General features: G+C 72.4%; 15 protein-coding genes. 8 read left to right on the plus strand and 7 right to left on the minus strand.

The window, feature by feature from the left end; all coding sequences use genetic code 11:
* Positions 1-29: 29 nt before the first annotated feature.
* Entirely contained in the window at positions 30-842 is an 813-nt protein-coding gene (locus ACFXGA_RS27995; RefSeq protein ID WP_378092846.1) for an MBL fold metallo-hydrolase, read from the minus strand.
* A complete protein-coding gene (locus ACFXGA_RS28000; RefSeq protein ID WP_378092848.1) occupies positions 839-1,393 on the minus strand; it encodes a TetR/AcrR family transcriptional regulator in 555 nt (184 codons plus the stop codon). Before ACFXGA_RS28000 ends, ACFXGA_RS27995 begins: the two co-directional genes overlap by 4 nt.
* A 68-nt stretch (positions 1,394-1,461) precedes the next feature.
* On the opposite strand from ACFXGA_RS28000, the gene ACFXGA_RS28005 reads away from it, so the two are divergent.
* Positions 1,462-2,337 (plus strand): aldose 1-epimerase family protein, encoded by an 876-nt coding sequence (locus tag ACFXGA_RS28005; RefSeq protein ID WP_378092850.1) that lies wholly within the window; start codon positions 1,462-1,464, stop codon positions 2,335-2,337.
* Between the two features lie 19 nt (positions 2,338-2,356).
* Positions 2,357-3,550 (plus strand): amidohydrolase, encoded by a 1,194-nt coding sequence (locus ACFXGA_RS28010; RefSeq protein ID WP_378092852.1) that lies wholly within the window; start codon positions 2,357-2,359, stop codon positions 3,548-3,550.
* Between the two features lie 120 nt (positions 3,551-3,670).
* On the opposite strand, the gene ACFXGA_RS28015 is transcribed toward ACFXGA_RS28010, so the two are convergent.
* Together ACFXGA_RS28015 and ACFXGA_RS28020 are read right to left on the minus strand one after the other, a co-directional pair.
* A complete protein-coding gene (locus ACFXGA_RS28015) occupies positions 3,671-4,348 on the minus strand; it encodes a DUF3800 domain-containing protein (protein ID WP_378092854.1) in 678 nt (225 codons plus the stop codon).
* An 83-nt stretch (positions 4,349-4,431) separates the two neighbouring features.
* The gene (locus ACFXGA_RS28020; RefSeq protein ID WP_378092856.1) at positions 4,432-5,574 is read right to left on the minus strand and encodes an acyl-CoA dehydrogenase family protein; all 1,143 of its coding nucleotides are present in this window, start codon (positions 5,572-5,574) and stop codon (positions 4,432-4,434) included.
* Between the two features lie 89 nt (positions 5,575-5,663).
* Between ACFXGA_RS28020 and ACFXGA_RS28025 the strand changes: the two genes are divergently transcribed.
* The 3 genes from ACFXGA_RS28025 to ACFXGA_RS28035 all read left to right on the plus strand — a co-directional run bounded on the left by ACFXGA_RS28025 (position 5,664) and on the right by ACFXGA_RS28035 (position 8,775).
* A complete protein-coding gene (locus ACFXGA_RS28025; RefSeq protein ID WP_378092858.1) occupies positions 5,664-6,260 on the plus strand; it encodes a TetR/AcrR family transcriptional regulator in 597 nt (198 codons plus the stop codon).
* The gene (locus tag ACFXGA_RS28030) at positions 6,257-7,195 is read left to right on the plus strand and encodes a carbohydrate kinase (protein ID WP_378092860.1); all 939 of its coding nucleotides are present in this window, start codon (positions 6,257-6,259) and stop codon (positions 7,193-7,195) included. Before ACFXGA_RS28025 ends, ACFXGA_RS28030 begins: the two co-directional genes overlap by 4 nt.
* A gap of 266 nt (positions 7,196-7,461) precedes the next feature.
* Positions 7,462-8,775, plus strand: coding sequence for a citrate synthase (locus tag ACFXGA_RS28035; RefSeq protein ID WP_378092862.1), 1,314 nt, complete (start codon positions 7,462-7,464; stop codon positions 8,773-8,775).
* A 209-nt stretch (positions 8,776-8,984) separates the two neighbouring features.
* Here the strand turns inward: ACFXGA_RS28035 and ACFXGA_RS28040 are convergent, their stop codons facing one another.
* The 3 genes from ACFXGA_RS28040 to ACFXGA_RS28050 are packed head-to-tail and all read right to left on the minus strand — an operon-like array spanning position 8,985 to position 11,378.
* Positions 8,985-10,184, minus strand: a complete 1,200-nt coding sequence (locus ACFXGA_RS28040; RefSeq protein ID WP_378092864.1) for an ABC transporter permease — start codon at positions 10,182-10,184, stop codon at positions 8,985-8,987.
* Positions 10,181-11,092 (minus strand): ABC transporter ATP-binding protein, encoded by a 912-nt coding sequence (locus tag ACFXGA_RS28045; protein WP_378092865.1) that lies wholly within the window; start codon positions 11,090-11,092, stop codon positions 10,181-10,183. Before ACFXGA_RS28045 ends, ACFXGA_RS28040 begins: the two co-directional genes overlap by 4 nt.
* 28 nt (positions 11,093-11,120) lie before the next feature.
* Complete coding sequence (locus tag ACFXGA_RS28050) at positions 11,121-11,378, minus strand: helix-turn-helix transcriptional regulator (RefSeq protein WP_378092867.1); 258 nt, start codon at positions 11,376-11,378, stop codon at positions 11,121-11,123.
* Positions 11,379-11,573: 195 nt separating this feature from the next.
* Between ACFXGA_RS28050 and ACFXGA_RS28055 the strand changes: the two genes are divergently transcribed.
* From ACFXGA_RS28055 to ACFXGA_RS28065, 3 genes are read left to right on the plus strand one after another with little or no spacing between them, the layout of a single operon-like run.
* On the plus strand, positions 11,574-12,017 hold the full coding sequence (locus tag ACFXGA_RS28055; protein ID WP_378092869.1) for a YbaB/EbfC family nucleoid-associated protein: 444 nt from the start codon (positions 11,574-11,576) through the stop codon (positions 12,015-12,017).
* An 11-nt stretch (positions 12,018-12,028) separates the two neighbouring features.
* Complete coding sequence (locus ACFXGA_RS28060) at positions 12,029-12,343, plus strand: type VII secretion target (RefSeq protein ID WP_378092872.1); 315 nt, start codon at positions 12,029-12,031, stop codon at positions 12,341-12,343.
* Complete coding sequence (locus ACFXGA_RS28065) at positions 12,340-13,998, plus strand: hypothetical protein (RefSeq protein WP_378092874.1); 1,659 nt, start codon at positions 12,340-12,342, stop codon at positions 13,996-13,998. The genes ACFXGA_RS28060 and ACFXGA_RS28065 overlap by 4 nt, the downstream gene beginning before the upstream one ends.
* The last annotated feature ends 119 nt before the right edge of the window (positions 13,999-14,117 follow it).

Genomic DNA, 14,117 nt, shown 5'->3' on the forward strand with positions numbered 1-14,117 from the left:
GCCGGCGGGCGGCCCCGGGAGCCCTCCGGTCAGGCGTGCCGGCGCAGCAGGACCGGGTCGTGGGCGTTGACCACGTCCACCGAGTCGCCGTGCTCGCGCACCAGCTCCCGCAACCGGTCCTGGTTGGCCAGCCGCAGCTCGCGCACGGCCTCCATCCGGCCCTGCATGTAGGTCAACGCGGGTGGGCAGTGCGGTCGCGGGTCCAGCTCGCCGCGGAAGAAGAACGAGTCGCCCGCGTGCAGCAGCCACCGGTCGCCGAGCCGCACCGCCACGCCGGTGTGCCCGAGCGTGTGCCCGAACAACGGCACCAGCAGCACGTCCGGCCGCACCTCGCGCACCCCGGAGAAGCCGAACCACTCGTCACCGGTCGCCTCGTGCGGCGCCCACCGCGGCCCGTGGCGCCACTGCCCGTCGGGGTAGCGGACGCGGTCGTTGCCCGTCCTGCCCGGACGCGTCGCCGCCGCCAGCTCCTCCGCCGACAGGTGCACGCGCGCGTTCGGGAAGTCGCGCAGCCCGCCGCCGTGGTCGAGGTCCAGGTGGGTGAGCACGACGTCGGTGACGTCCGACGCGGCGAACCCCAGCGCCTCCACCCGCCGCACCGCGGTCTCCGCCTCGTCCAGCACCGGCCTGCTCATCAACCGCCACCGGCGCATCAGCGTCTCGTCGGGACGGCGCACGTCGCCGAGCCCGAGACCGGTGTCGACCAGCACCAGGCCGTCGTCGGTCTCCAGCAGCAGGACGTGGCAGACCAGCTCGGCGGCGCGGAGGTACGAGCCCTCGCCGGTCACGAGCCTCCCGCCGAACGGGCGCATGGTGCCGCAGTTCAGGTGGTGCGCCTTCACGGTCTCGGCCTTCCCAGGAGGGCGCCCAGCCGGGCGCCGACGGCGTGCAGGGGATCGAGCGAACGGCGGGTGCGGGCGAGCAGGAGCGCGCCCTCGATGGCGGCCAGCACGACGGTCGCCAGGTCGTCGTCGCCGACGTGCGCGGCGATGACCCGCTGCCAGGACGCGTAGACGTCCTCGCAGGCCACCCGGATCGGCTCGCTGTCCGCCGCCGCGTCCAACGCCACCGTGGCGATCGGGCACCCGCTGCGGAAGCCCGAACCGAGCAGCTCGCGGCCGAGCAGGTCGAGGGCCCGGGACAGTGCCTCGGCCGGGTCCGGTTCGGCGGCGAGCACGGCGGTCAGCGCGTCGCCGAGGTCCCGGCCGGCCAGCGCCACCGCCTCGACCGCCAACTGCTCCTTGCCGCCCGGGAAGTGGAAGTAGAGCGAGCCCTTGGGCGCGCCGCCCTCGCTGAGCACCTGGTTCACGCCCGTCGCGTGGTAGCCCTGCGCCCGGAAGAGGTCGGCGGCCGTGCGCACCATGCGTTCGCGGGTGTCGGTCCGTCGTGGCATGGTTTTACTATAGAGACCGGTCTAGTAAGAACGTCAAGGGGAGTGCCCCTCGGATACGCTCCTGATCCATGCTGGAGATCGCCCACGGCGCGGCACGCGCCGTCATCGCACCCGAGGGTGCGGGACTGAAGTCCTACGAGGTCGGCGGCGTGCCGTACGTGGAGACGTACGACGACGAACCGCCCATGGGCAGCGGCGCGGTGCTGGTGCCGTGGCCCAACCGCACGGCGGGTGGCAGGTGGACGCTCGACGGCGAGGAGCAGCGCCTGGAGATCGGCGAGCCCGCCCGCGGCAACGCCATCCACGGCCTGGTGCGCCGGGCGATCTGGAGCACCGTGGAGCACACCGGCTCGCTGGTCTCGCTGGAGACCCCGGTGGCCGGCCAGGGCTGGCCCGTCGAGCTGCGCACCACCATCACGTACGCGCTGGACGAGAACGGCCTGACCGTGTCGCACGGCGTCACCAACGTGGGGGACAAGCGCACCCCGTTCGGGGTGGGCACGCACCCGTACCCGCGGGCCGGCGCGTCCGCGACGGACGAGACGTCGCTGTCGCTGGCCGCCACGACCGTGCTGCCCGTGGACCCGCAGACCATGATCCCGAACGCCCCGGCGTACCCGGTCGAGGGCACCGACTACGACTTCCGGGTGGCGCGGCTGCTGGCGGGCGTGAAGCTGGACACCGCGTTCGGCGGCTGCGTGCCGGTGGACGGGCTGGTGCGGCACGTGCTGAAGGGCCCGGCGGGCGGCGTCGAGCTGTGGGCGGACCCGGACTTCAAGTGGGTGCAGGTCTACACGCCGGACGACTTCCCCGGCCGGGGGCGCGCGGTGGCGATCGAGCCCATGACGTGCCCGCCGGACGCGCTGAACAGCGGGGTGGACCTGCTGTGGCTGGAGCCGGGCGAGTCGTGGGCCGGCCGGTGGGGTTTGCGCCCGTTGGCGTAGGCCGTTAGCGTCGCTAACTATGAACGTCGCCATCACGGGTGGGTACGTCGTCCCGGTCGCCGGAGAGCCGATCGAGGGCGGCACGGTCCTGATCCAGGACGGGAAGATCGTCGCGGTCGGCGCGGACGTCGAGGTGCCGGAGGGCGTCCGCGTCGTGGACGCGGCGGGCGGCTGGGTGCTGCCCGGGTTCGTGGAGGCCCACGGCCACCTCGGCGTGCACGAGGAGGGCGAGGGCTGGGCCGGGCAGGACACCAACGAGATGACCGACCCCAACGGGGCGCGGCTGCGCGCGTTGGACGCGATCAACGCCGCCGACCAGGGCTTCGCCGACGCCCTGGCCGGCGGCGTCACGACGGCCGTGGTCAAGCCCGGGTCGGGCAACGTGATCGGCGGCCAGACCGTGGCGGTGAAGTGCTGGGGGCGCACGGCCGACGAGATGCTGCTGCGCAACCCCGTCAGCGTGAAGAGCGCGCTCGGCGAGAACCCGAAGCGGGTGTACGGGGACCAGAAGAAGCTGCCGTCCACGCGCCAGGGCGTGGCCGCGGTGATCCGGGACGCGTTCACCAAGGCGCAGGACTACGTGGCCAGGCGGGACGAGGCGCAGGGCGCGTTCGAGCGGGACACCACGTCCGAGGTGCTGGCGAAGGTGCTGTCGGGGGAGCTGCCGTGGTGCCAGCACTGCCACCGCGCGGACGACATCGCGACGGCGTTGCGGCTGGCGGACGAGTTCGGCTACCGGCTCATCGTCAACCACGGGACCGAGGGTCACCTGATCGCGGACCTGCTGGCGGAACGCGAGGTGCCGGTGATCATCGGGCCGCTGTTCACGTCGCGGTCCAAGGTCGAGGTGCGCAACCGGTCGTTGCGCAACCCGGGCATCCTGGCGCGGGCCGGGGTGCGGATCGCGATCACCACGGACCACCCGGTCGTGCCGATCCACTTCCTCGTGCACCAGGTGACGCTGGCGGTGAAGGAGGGGCTGGACCCGCGGGTGGGCCTGGAGTCGATCACCACCAACCCGGCCGCGATCATGGGACTGGACGACCGGGTCGGCTCCCTGCGGCCGGGCCTGGACGGCGACGTGGTGATCTGGTCGGGCGACCCGCTGGACGTGATGAGCCGCGCCCTGAAGGTCTTCGTGGAGGGCCGCGAGGTCTACCGCTTCGAGGACGGCGAGGAAATCGTCACGAACCCGTTCTACACCGAATCCTGACGTGATCGGTCGGTCCCGGCCGGTGTGGCCGGGACCTGCTAGGCTCGAGGCGCGGACCCGTCCCACTCCCGTGGGGAAGCGGGTCCAGCTTCTTCTCCGGGCACGTCCCGCCCGGTCCGGTCAGATCTCCCGCGGCCGGCCGCCGTGGACGCAGGCCGGGCCGAGCAGGTCGGAGTACCAGTCCCACATCGGCTCCTTGCCCGGCGCGCGCAGCACGGCCTGGTAGGCCGCGTAGGCCACCAGGTCGGCGATCTGCACCCACTGGCTCAGGTGGGAACCCTGGAAGAACGGGTCCTCGATCAGGTTGCGGGTGGCCAGGCGCAGGCTGCGGTGCGCCTGGCGGTAGGACGGGTCGCTCCCGTCGCCGTCCATGACGACGAAGCCGTGCTGCCCGGTGTCGGCCAGCCGCACGTCGATCATCACCACCAGGTCGGCGTAGGCGGTGGCCTTGGCGTCGGAGTAGTTGGTGCCCTTCGTGTCGCGGAACACCGCGCCCGTGCTCACCCCCGGCAGGCTCGCGACGGTCCTCAGCGCCTCCGCCATCACCGCGGACCGGTTGCCCTTGCTGTGGTCCCAGTCGGTCTTCGTCGGGCGGCCGCGCCCGTTCGCGAACTTCGTCGCGTGCAGTTCGTAACTGGCCGGCAGCCCGATCGCGTCGTGGAGCGCCTTGCGCCAGTCCAGCCACGACCGCAACGCCGGCCGCCAGCAGGCGACCGGCAGCTCGACCCAACCGAAGACGACGATCCCGGAGGACTGGGCCCCCGAGTCGTCCAGGTAGAACAGGCGCACTCCGCTCACGACCGCGAACCGTAGAGCGTCCGCCACACAGGGTGACGTCCGGCTGCGGCAAGCGACTTCCCGCCCCGGCGGTCCCGTTCCGGTCAGGCGCGGAGGGTGCGGCCGATGACGAGGCGTTGGATCTGGTTCGTGCCCTCGAAGATCTGGAGCACCTTGGCCTCGCGCAGGTAGCGCTCCACCGGGAAGTCGCGGGTGTAGCCGGCGCCGCCCAGCACCTGCACGGCGTCCGTCGTCACCTTCATCGCGGTGTCCGTGCAGACCAGCTTGGCGATCGCCGCCTGGCGGCGGAACGGGAGGCCGCGGTCGCGGCGGCGGGCCGCCTCCAGGTACGTGGCCCGCGCCGACTCCACCGCCGCGGCCATGTCGGCCAGCAGGAACTCCAGGCCCTGGAAGTCGATGATCGCCCGGCCGAACTGGGTGCGCTGCTTCGCGTACGCCACGGCCTCGTCCAGCGCCGCCTGCGCCAGACCCACGCCGCACGCGGCGATGCCGAGCCGGCCCGAGTCCAAAGCGGACAGTGCGATGCGCAGGCCGTCGCCCTCGGCCCCGATCAGCCGGTCCGCGTCCAGCCGCACGCCGTCGAACGACAGCTGCGCGGTGATCGACCCCGTCAGCCCCATCTTCCGCTCCGGCTTGGCCGCGCTGAGCCCTTCACCGCTCCCGGGCGCGAAGAAGCAGCTGACGCCCTTGCCGCCGGTGTCCGACGTGCGCGCCATCAACGTGTAGAAGTCGGCCACCCCGGCGTGCGTGATCCACGCCTTCGTGCCGTTGACCACGTACCGGTCGCCGTCGCGCACCGCACGGGTCGACAACGCGCCCGCGTCCGAGCCGGCGTGCGACTCCGACAACGCGTACCCGCCCAGGAGGTCGCCCGCCACCGCGTCCGGCAGCCACCGCGCCTTCTGCTCCTCCGTGCCGAACGTCGCCAGCGCGTAGGTGGACATGACGTGCACCGACAGCCCGACGCCGACCGACATCCACGCCGACGCGACCTCCTCCAACGCCTGGAGGTACACCTCGTACGGCTGCCCGCCGCCCCCGAACCGCTCCGGGTACGGCAGCCCCAGCAACCCGGTCTTGCCGAGCAGCCGGAACTTGTCGCGCGGGAACCGCTCGTGCTCCTCCGCCTCGGCGGCGTGCGGGGCCAGCTCCTCGCGGGCGATCTCGCGGACCAGGGCGAGCAGGTCCTCGGCCTCGGTCGTGGGCAGCAGGCGCTCGGCGGGCATCGTCGACCTCCGGGTCACGGGGTACTCTCACCAGTACTGTAGGACGTACTCCAGTACTGGAGCCAGGCGTTGTGACAGAGTTGCCGCCTATGACCTCGATCGCGCGCAGAAGGCTGACGCCCCGGCAGGAGGAGCTGCTGGGCCGGCTGGAGGCGTTGGTGCTCGACGAGGGGTTCGCGCACTTCACCCTGGACGACCTCGCCGCCCGCCTGCACTGCTCGAAGTCCACCCTGTACGCGCTGGCCGCGAGCAAGGAGCAGCTCGCCGTCAAGGTCGTCGGCCGGTACTTCAAGGGCGCGGCCGAGCGCATCGAGCAGCGCATCGCCGAGGTCGGCGACGTCCGGGCGCGGGTCGGCACCTACCTGGCCGGCGCGGCCGAGGAGCTGCGGCGGGCGTCCGACCGGTTCATCGCGGACGTCTCCGCGTTCGGCCCCACGCGCGCGACCTACGAGCGCAACGCCCGCGCCGCCGCCGAGCGGATCCGCGAGTTCATCCAGGAGGGCGTGCGCGACGGGGTCTTCCGGGACGTGCACGCGACGCTGATCGCCGAGATGGCCGGTCTGCTCATCGAGAGCATCCAGACCGGTGTGCTGCCCCGGCGCGCGGGTGTGTCGGACGCCGAGGCGTTCACCGCGCTGGGTGAACTGCTGCTGGACGGGTTGCGCAGAGAACGGAGCCAGTCGTGATCGTCGTTGCCGGTGAGGCGCTGGTCGACCTGGTGCCCACGCCCTCGGGGGACCTCGCGCCGAGGCTGGGCGGCGGGCCGTACAACGTGGCCGTGGCCGCGGGCCGGCTCGGCGCGCCCGTGGGCTTCCTGTCCCGGGTGTCGTCGGACCTGTTCGGCGACCGGCTCATCGAGCGCCTGCACGCCTCGAACGTGCGCACGGACCTGGTCCAGCGCGGCGACCAGCCGACGACGCTGGCCGTGGTGGGCCTGGCCGAGGACGGCTCGGCGCGCTACTCCTTCTACGTCGAGGGCACGGCGGACCGCCAGGTGACCGACCCCGGCCCGCTGCCCGCCGGCGCCAGGGCGGTGTCGTTCGGCACGTTGTCGCTGGTCCTGGAGCCGGGCGCGAGCACCTACGAGCGGGTGCTGTGGCGGGAGGCCGAGCGCGGCGCGCTCACCGTGCTCGACCCGAACATCCGCGCGGGCCTCATCCACGACCCGATGGCCTACCGCGACCGGTACGACTCGTGGCTGCCGCACGTCGGCCTGCTGAAGGTGTCCGTCGAGGACGCGCGGTGGCTCGCGGAGCTGCCCGACGACGCGCCCGAGGACGACGTGCTGGAGGTCGCGCGCGACTGGCGCAGCGCCGGGCCGGCCGCCGTCGTGCTCACCCGCGGCGGGGACGGGCTGGCCGTGCTGACCGGCGCCGGCGACGTGATCCGCGTCCCACCCACGCCCGTGGACGTGGTCGACACGATCGGCGCGGGCGACACCGTGCAGGGCGCGCTGCTCGCCTGGCTGCACGCGCACGACGCCCTGTCCGCCGAGGCTGTCCGCGGTCTGGACGCCGACGCGTGGCGTCGGGCGCTGGCCTACGCGGGCGCCGCGGCGGCCGTCACGTGCTCCCGCGCCGGCGCCGAGCCGCCGTTCGCCGCCGAGCTGGAGATGACCTAGCTCTCACCCCTCTTGAGGTGGAGAAACAGCCCCGAAGGGCTACGGTGGTGGATGCACGCTAGCCACCCATGCATCCGGATGTGATGCCGGTCCCACCTCGCAGAATCGGTTCACACCGCGGCTGTGCTGGGGTCGTCCTCTGACTAGCGTGGGAGAACTGACAGGACCCCAACGGGGTGGTGCTGCGGTGCGGGGCGATCCCACGCCCGCGCACGTGCGTGCGAGACCCGCATGAGCCACCCCGCCTAGCGTGAGAGGGACTCTGCATGCCCGACGCGACGATTGCGCCCATCGACACCGGTACCGTCGCGCTGCGCCATCCGGGCGGAGAGCACGAGATGAAGGTAGTACCGGCCACCGAGGGTGCGCCCGGTGTCGATCTCGGCAAGCTGCTGGCCACCACCGGCCTGGTCACCCTGGACAGCGGATTCGTCAACACCGCCTCCTGCTCCTCCGAGATCACCTACATCGACGGTGACGCGGGCATCCTGCGCTACCGCGGCTACCCGATCGAGCAGCTCGCCGAGAAGTCGAACTTCCTCGAGGTCAGCTACCTGCTGATCTACGGCGAGCTGCCGACCCAGGCCCAGCTGGAGGAGTTCTCCTCCAAGATCAGCCGGCACACGCTGCTGCACGAGGACCTGAAACGGTTCTTCGACGGCTTCCCGCGTGACGCCCACCCCATGCCCGTGCTGTCCTCGGCGGTCTCCGCGCTGTCGACGTTCTACCAGGACAGCCTCAGCCCCTTCGACGCCAACCAGGTCGAGATCTCCACGATCCGCCTGCTGGCCAAGGTGCCCACCATCGCGGCCTACGCCTACAAGAAGTCCGTGGGCCAGCCGTTCCTGTACCCGGACAACTCCCTGGGTCTGGTGGACAACTTCCTGCGCATGACGTTCGGCTTCCCGGCCGAGCCCTACGACGTCGACCCCGACCTGGTGCGGGCGCTCGACCTGCTGTTCGTGCTGCACGCCGACCACGAGCAGAACTGCTCCACGTCGACCGTGCGGCTGGTCGGCTCGTCGGAGGCGAACCTGTTCGCGTCCATCTCGGCCGGCATCAACGCGCTGTTCGGCCCGCTGCACGGCGGCGCGAACTCCGCCGTGCTGGAGATGCTGGAGAAGATCCGGCGCGAGGGCGGTGACGTCGCCGCGTTCGTGAAGAAGGTCAAGAACAAGGAGGACGGCGTCCGCCTGATGGGCTTCGGCCACCGGGTCTACAAGAACTACGACCCGCGCGCCGCGATCATCAAGAAGACGGCGGACGAGATCCTCGGCAAGCTCGGCGCGTCCGACGAGTTGCTCGACATCGCCAAGTCGCTGGAGGAGACCGCGCTCGCCGACGACTACTTCGTCGAGCGGAAGCTGTACCCGAACGTCGACTTCTACACCGGCCTGATCTACCGCGCGATGGGCTTCCCGACGAAGTTCTTCACCGTGCTGTTCGCCCTGGGCCGGCTGCCCGGCTGGATCGCGCACTGGCGCGAGATGATCAACGACCCGGCCACGAAGATCGGCCGGCCGCGGCAGGTCTACGTCGGCTCGCCGGAGCGCGCCTTCGTGCCGATCGACCAGCGCTGACCACAGGTCCCACCGAAGGCCCGCACCCGACGTCCGGGGGCGGGCCTTTGTCGTGGGCCCGGGCGAGCGATGGGACCCCGAGGGCGACTACGTGCGCCGGTACGCCCCGGAGCTGCGCGACGTCGCCGGCCGGGCCGTCCGCCGGCCGCGCGACCCGATCGTCGACCACGCGGACGAGCGCAGCGAAGCGCTCGTCCGCTACGCCGACGTCAAGGGTTGGCCCGGCGCAGGGCGTCCCGCAGCCGCACGCGCGCGCCCGTGCGCAGGACCGCGTTCGCGTACACCGTGCCGCCCAGCCGGGCGATCCCCGCCACCGCGAGGAGCGCGAGCACGACCGCCAGCAGCACCTGCCACGCCGGCGCGAGCCCCATCGCCATCCGCACCGGCATCAGCACGGGCGCGAACGGCGGCAGCAGGGACAGCACGGCCGCCGGCGTCCCGGTCGGGTCGCCGATCAGCAGGTTGACGCCCACCACGAACCCGACCACGATCGACATGGTGATCGGCGTCACCACCGCCTGCAGCTCCTCCTGCCGCGACACCAGCGCCGCGGCGGCCGCGAACACCGTGGCGTACAGCAGGAACCCGATCAGGTACCACAGCGCGCCGGCGGCCAGCGCGCCACCGGCCACGGCCGAGGCGTCCAGCACCCCGGACACCGACGCCAGCACGAGGCCGACGACGCCGACCAGCAGCAGTTGCAGCAACCCCACCGCGCCCAGGCCGACGACCTTGCCCAGCAGCAGGTGCCACGGCCGCAGCGTCGCCAGCAGGATCTCGACCACCCGGCTGGACTTCTCCTCCACCACGCCCTGGGCCACCATCATCCCGTAGACGACGAGCGAGTAGTACAGCAGCGCCGCGATCACCAGGCCGATCACGATCCGCTGGCCGCGCTGCTCGTCGCCCGGCTCCAGCGCCACCACCTGCACGCCCGCGCGTTCGACGTTGCGCGCCACCACCGCCGGGTCCAGGCCCGCCTCCGCCAGCTGCGCGTCGAGCACCTGCTGCTTGACCAGCAGGTCGATCGAGTTGCGCAGGTCCTCGCCCAGCGACTCCTTCACCACCACGCGCAGGTCGTCCGCCGCGCCGCTGACCAGGGCGTCGAACTCGCCCGAGCGCACCTGCGCCTCGGCCGCCGCCGGGTCCGGCACGTCGACCGTCTCCACCTCGCGGCCGAACGACCGGGCGGTCTGCCGCAACGGCTCCGCGAGCACGGTCGCCTGCCCGCTCAACGCGACGCGGGAGCGGCCCACGTCGTCGAACAGCAGGGTCTGGAGCAGCACGTACCCGGCCATCACGGCGACGATCGCCACCGTGCCCCACACGAACGACTTGGCGCGGACCCGGCCCAGGAACTCGCGGCGCGAGACGAGGAACACCGCCCGGCCGGGGGTGAGGCTGTTCATCCGGCGGACTCCTCGGTCACCACGCTGCGGAACAACTCGGTCAGCGACGGCCGCTGCCGGGAGAACTCGTGCACCGGTCCGGTGGCCAGGGCGGCGCGCAGCACCGCCTGGTCGTCCACGTCCGGCGCGACGTCGAGCACCGTGCGGCCGGCCGACGTGCGGGCCGCCCGCACGCCCGGCAGGTCGTCGGCCCACCCCGCGGCGGCGAGCGGCGCGTCCACCACCAGCGTGCCGCCGCCGCCCGCGCGCAGCTCGTCCACCGGGCCGCAGGCGACCAGCCGGCCGCGGCGCACGATGCCGACCCGGTCGCACAGCCGCTCCACCAGGTCGAGCTGGTGGCTGGAGAACACCACCGGCACGCCGGTCGCCGCCTTCTCCCGCAGCACCTGGCTCATCACGTCCACCGCGACCGGGTCCAGGCCGGAGAACGGCTCGTCCAGCACCAGCACCTCCGGCTCGTGCACCAGCGCCGCGGCGAGCTGCACGCGCTGCTGGTTGCCGAGGCTGAGCTTCTGCACCTCGTCGTGGCGGCGCTCGCGCAGGCCGAGGCGGCCGATCCAGTCCTCCGCCGAGCGGTGCGCGGCGTTGGTCGGCAGGCCGTGCAGCTCGGCCAGGTACACGAGTTGGTCGAGCACCTTCATCTTCGGGTAGAGGCCGCGTTCCTCGGGCATGTACCCGATCCGGCGGCGGGTCTCGAAGGTGACCGGCGCGCCGTTCCACCGCACCTGCCCCGAGTCCGCCGCGAGCACGCCGAGGGCGATGCGCATGGTGGTGGTCTTGCCCGCGCCGTTGCTGCCGACGAACCCGAACAGCTCGCCCGCCCGCACGTCGAAGGTCATCCCGTCCAGCGCGACGACGTCCCCGTAGCGCTTGGAGACCCCGTCGATCTCCAGCACTCCCTGTGCCACGTGCTCTCCTCCTGTCGCGGACGGTGTGCTAGCCGTACAGCTGGGTCGACAGCGGCTTGAACGGCGTGCGGCTGAACACCGCCTCGACCGGCAGGCCGAACACGTCGCAGATCCGCAGCGCGAGGTCGAGGCTGGGGTAGTGGTCGCCCCGCTCCAGCGCGCCGATCGTCTGGGGGTTGACCTCCACGGCCTCGGCCAACCCGGCCCTGGTCAACCCGCGTTCGACCCGGAGCACACCGATCCGGTTGTGGATGGGGCCGCCCCGGCCCCGGCGCGCCGGACTCATGGCACGAAGTGTTGCGAAAACCCAACGCATCGGCAAGCAAACGATCCGCGGAATGGGCCGAACGGCGGTATCCGCCGGTGGCGCGCCCGGAAATCACGATTCGGTGAAACGATACGTCGGCCGGAACCGAATCGAGGGTGGACGGGTCGAATTGCGCAGTAAGGGCCGCAAGCCCCGTTGCCGTGAGGGGTGACCATGGAGCCGGACCAGTGGCTCGCGCAGTACGGAGAGAAGATCGAGCAGGCCAGGCGGAACGCCGCGCAGGCGGAGACGCAGCTCGGGAGCGTCGGCGGCAGCGCCACGTCGCCCGACGGCCTGATCACCGTGACGGTCAACGCCTCGGGCGCGTTGACCGACCTGATCCTGCGCCCGCAGCTGCGCGGCGAGGACCCGGAGCGGATCTCCGGCGCGATCATGACCGCCGTGGCGCAGGCGCAGCGCGCCGCCGCGGGCCGGGTGGTCGAGATCATGACCGAGTTCGTCGGCGACAGCCCCGCGCTGGAGTTCGTGAAGTCGAAGATGCCCAACGGCTATTCGGGTGACGGCACGGACGCGGTGGAACCGGAGCCGGAGCTGCAGCGTCGAGACACCAGGCCCGACGACGACTACTTCACCAACCCACCCGATGTCATGGCCTGAGCAGGGGGTAGATGACCATGTTCGTCTCGTTCAACGTGAACCCGGACGAGATCCGGGCGCACGCTGGAACGGTCGACCAGCTGACGCAGCGGATGCTCGCGGCCACCCAGACCGCCGACCCGTCGCTCTCGACCGACGCCTTCGGCGTGTTCGGTTCGTTCCTGGCGCAGTTCCTGCTCAAGACCGCGGGCTCGTCCCAGGACATCCTCGGCCAGGCCACGGAGACCGTCGCCGACATGTGCCAGGGCCTGCGTGAGGTCGCCGACCTCTACGAGAACGTCGACCTCGACAACGCGTTCGGCTTCAGCGGAAGGGCACGCGGATGAGCGCGCAAGCCACCACCCAGGGGCGCGACCCCTCGCACCTGATCGGCGACGTGCAGGGCACCGTCGCGGCGGTCGAGCGGGGCGACTGGGTCCAGGCCGGGCTCGGCATGGCCAACACGGCCATGGGCATCGTCGGGCTGGCCAGCAATCCGCTGTCGGGCTTCCTGTCCGCCGGGTTCAGCTGGGCCATGCAGCACGTCGACTTCCTGCGCGAGCCGTTCGACGCGCTGCTGGGCAACCCGCAGGCGATCCAGAAGATGTCCGACAGCTGGGCCTCGGCGGCCAAGCAGATCGAGGGCATCGTCGCCGACTACCGCCGCACGTCGGTGGAGGAGACGCGGACCTGGCGCGGCCGTTCGGCCGACGGCTACCGGGCGGCGAGCACGAAGCACGCGGCCGGGCTGGAGACGCTGTCCAAGGCCACGCAGGGCATCTCGCGGGCGGCCAAGGGCGCGGGCGAGCTGGTCGCCACCGTGCGCAAGACCATCATGGACCTGATCAGCCAGGCCGTGTCCGAGATGGTCATGAAGATCATCCAGTGGCTGGCGGCGTCGTTCCTGACCTTCGGCGCGGCCATCGCGGCGGCCATCGCCGACATCGTGCAGATGGCGTGCAACTACGCCAAGAAGCTCGCCGACTTCCTGCAGAAGCTCGGCAACTCGCTCAAGAAGCTGATCGACCTGATCAAGTCGGTGGCGCAGATCGCGCAGACCGCCAAGCAGATCCTGCAGGCGATCACCGCGATGACGTCGTCCAACAAGGGCTCCGGCGGCGGTGGCGGCTCGGGGCCGCGGTTGACGCAGGGCGGGGTCGGGCTCGACGAGCGGCAGCTCGACCAGGTCCGCCGCGACTCGGAGCAGCGGTTCACCAACAACCCCGGCGGCACCACGAACCCGTCCTCCGGGGCGGGCGGCGGCGCGAGCGGTCCGGTGGTGTCGCGTCCGCCGACGGTCGGCACCGGGTATGGGCCGGGCACGGGCGGTTACGACCCGGGCCGCGCCTACCCCGGCGGGCCGAGCGGCCCGGTGGTCTCGCGTCCGCCGTCGGTCGGCACGGGCGGCGGTTCGGGCGGGTCCGGCGGTTCCGGTGGGTCCGGCGGCACGGGCGGCGGTCACTGGGAGCCGGGCCGGTGGGTGCCGTCCGGCGGTTCGACCGGTGGCGGCCAGGTTCCCCCGCCGCCGTCGTTCCGGGACACGACGTACGCGACCGGTAGCACCGGCACGCCGACCGTGCCCCCGATGCCGACCGTGCGGCCGGTGGCGGCCGACCTGCCGTCCACGACCGCCGGTGGCGGTGGCGGCGGTGGCGGCTTCGGTGGTGGCGGCGGCGGTGGCTTCGCCGGTGGTGGCGGCGGCTTCGGCGGCGGTGGCGCCGGCGGTGCCGGTGGCGGCGGCGCGACGCTCCAGGCCGGTGGCTCGTCCGGCGTGCTGGGCGCGGCGGGCGGTCCGGGCGGGGCCGCGGGCGCCGGTGGCGCGGCGGGCGCGGCCGGTGGCCGTCCCGGTGGCGCGGGCGGCATGGGCATGATGGGCGCGCCGATGATGGGCGCGCCCGGCCAGGGGGGCGACGGCAAGGACCACCAGCGCAAGGTCCGGATCGAGGGCCAGCCGCTGATCGAGGAGCCGCCGAAGGCGGCGAAGCCGATCATCGGCGAGTGACCTGACGACCCGAGGGGGCCTCCACCGCGGAGGCCCCCTCTTCGTGTCCCGACCGTTGAACTCGGGTGTTCCGAACGTAGGACACGCGCGACGTGAACGTAGGACACGCGCGTGTGTCC

The organism is Actinosynnema sp. NPDC059335 (assembly GCF_042752395.1).
Taxonomy (GTDB): Bacteria; Actinomycetota; Actinomycetes; order Mycobacteriales; family Pseudonocardiaceae; genus Actinosynnema.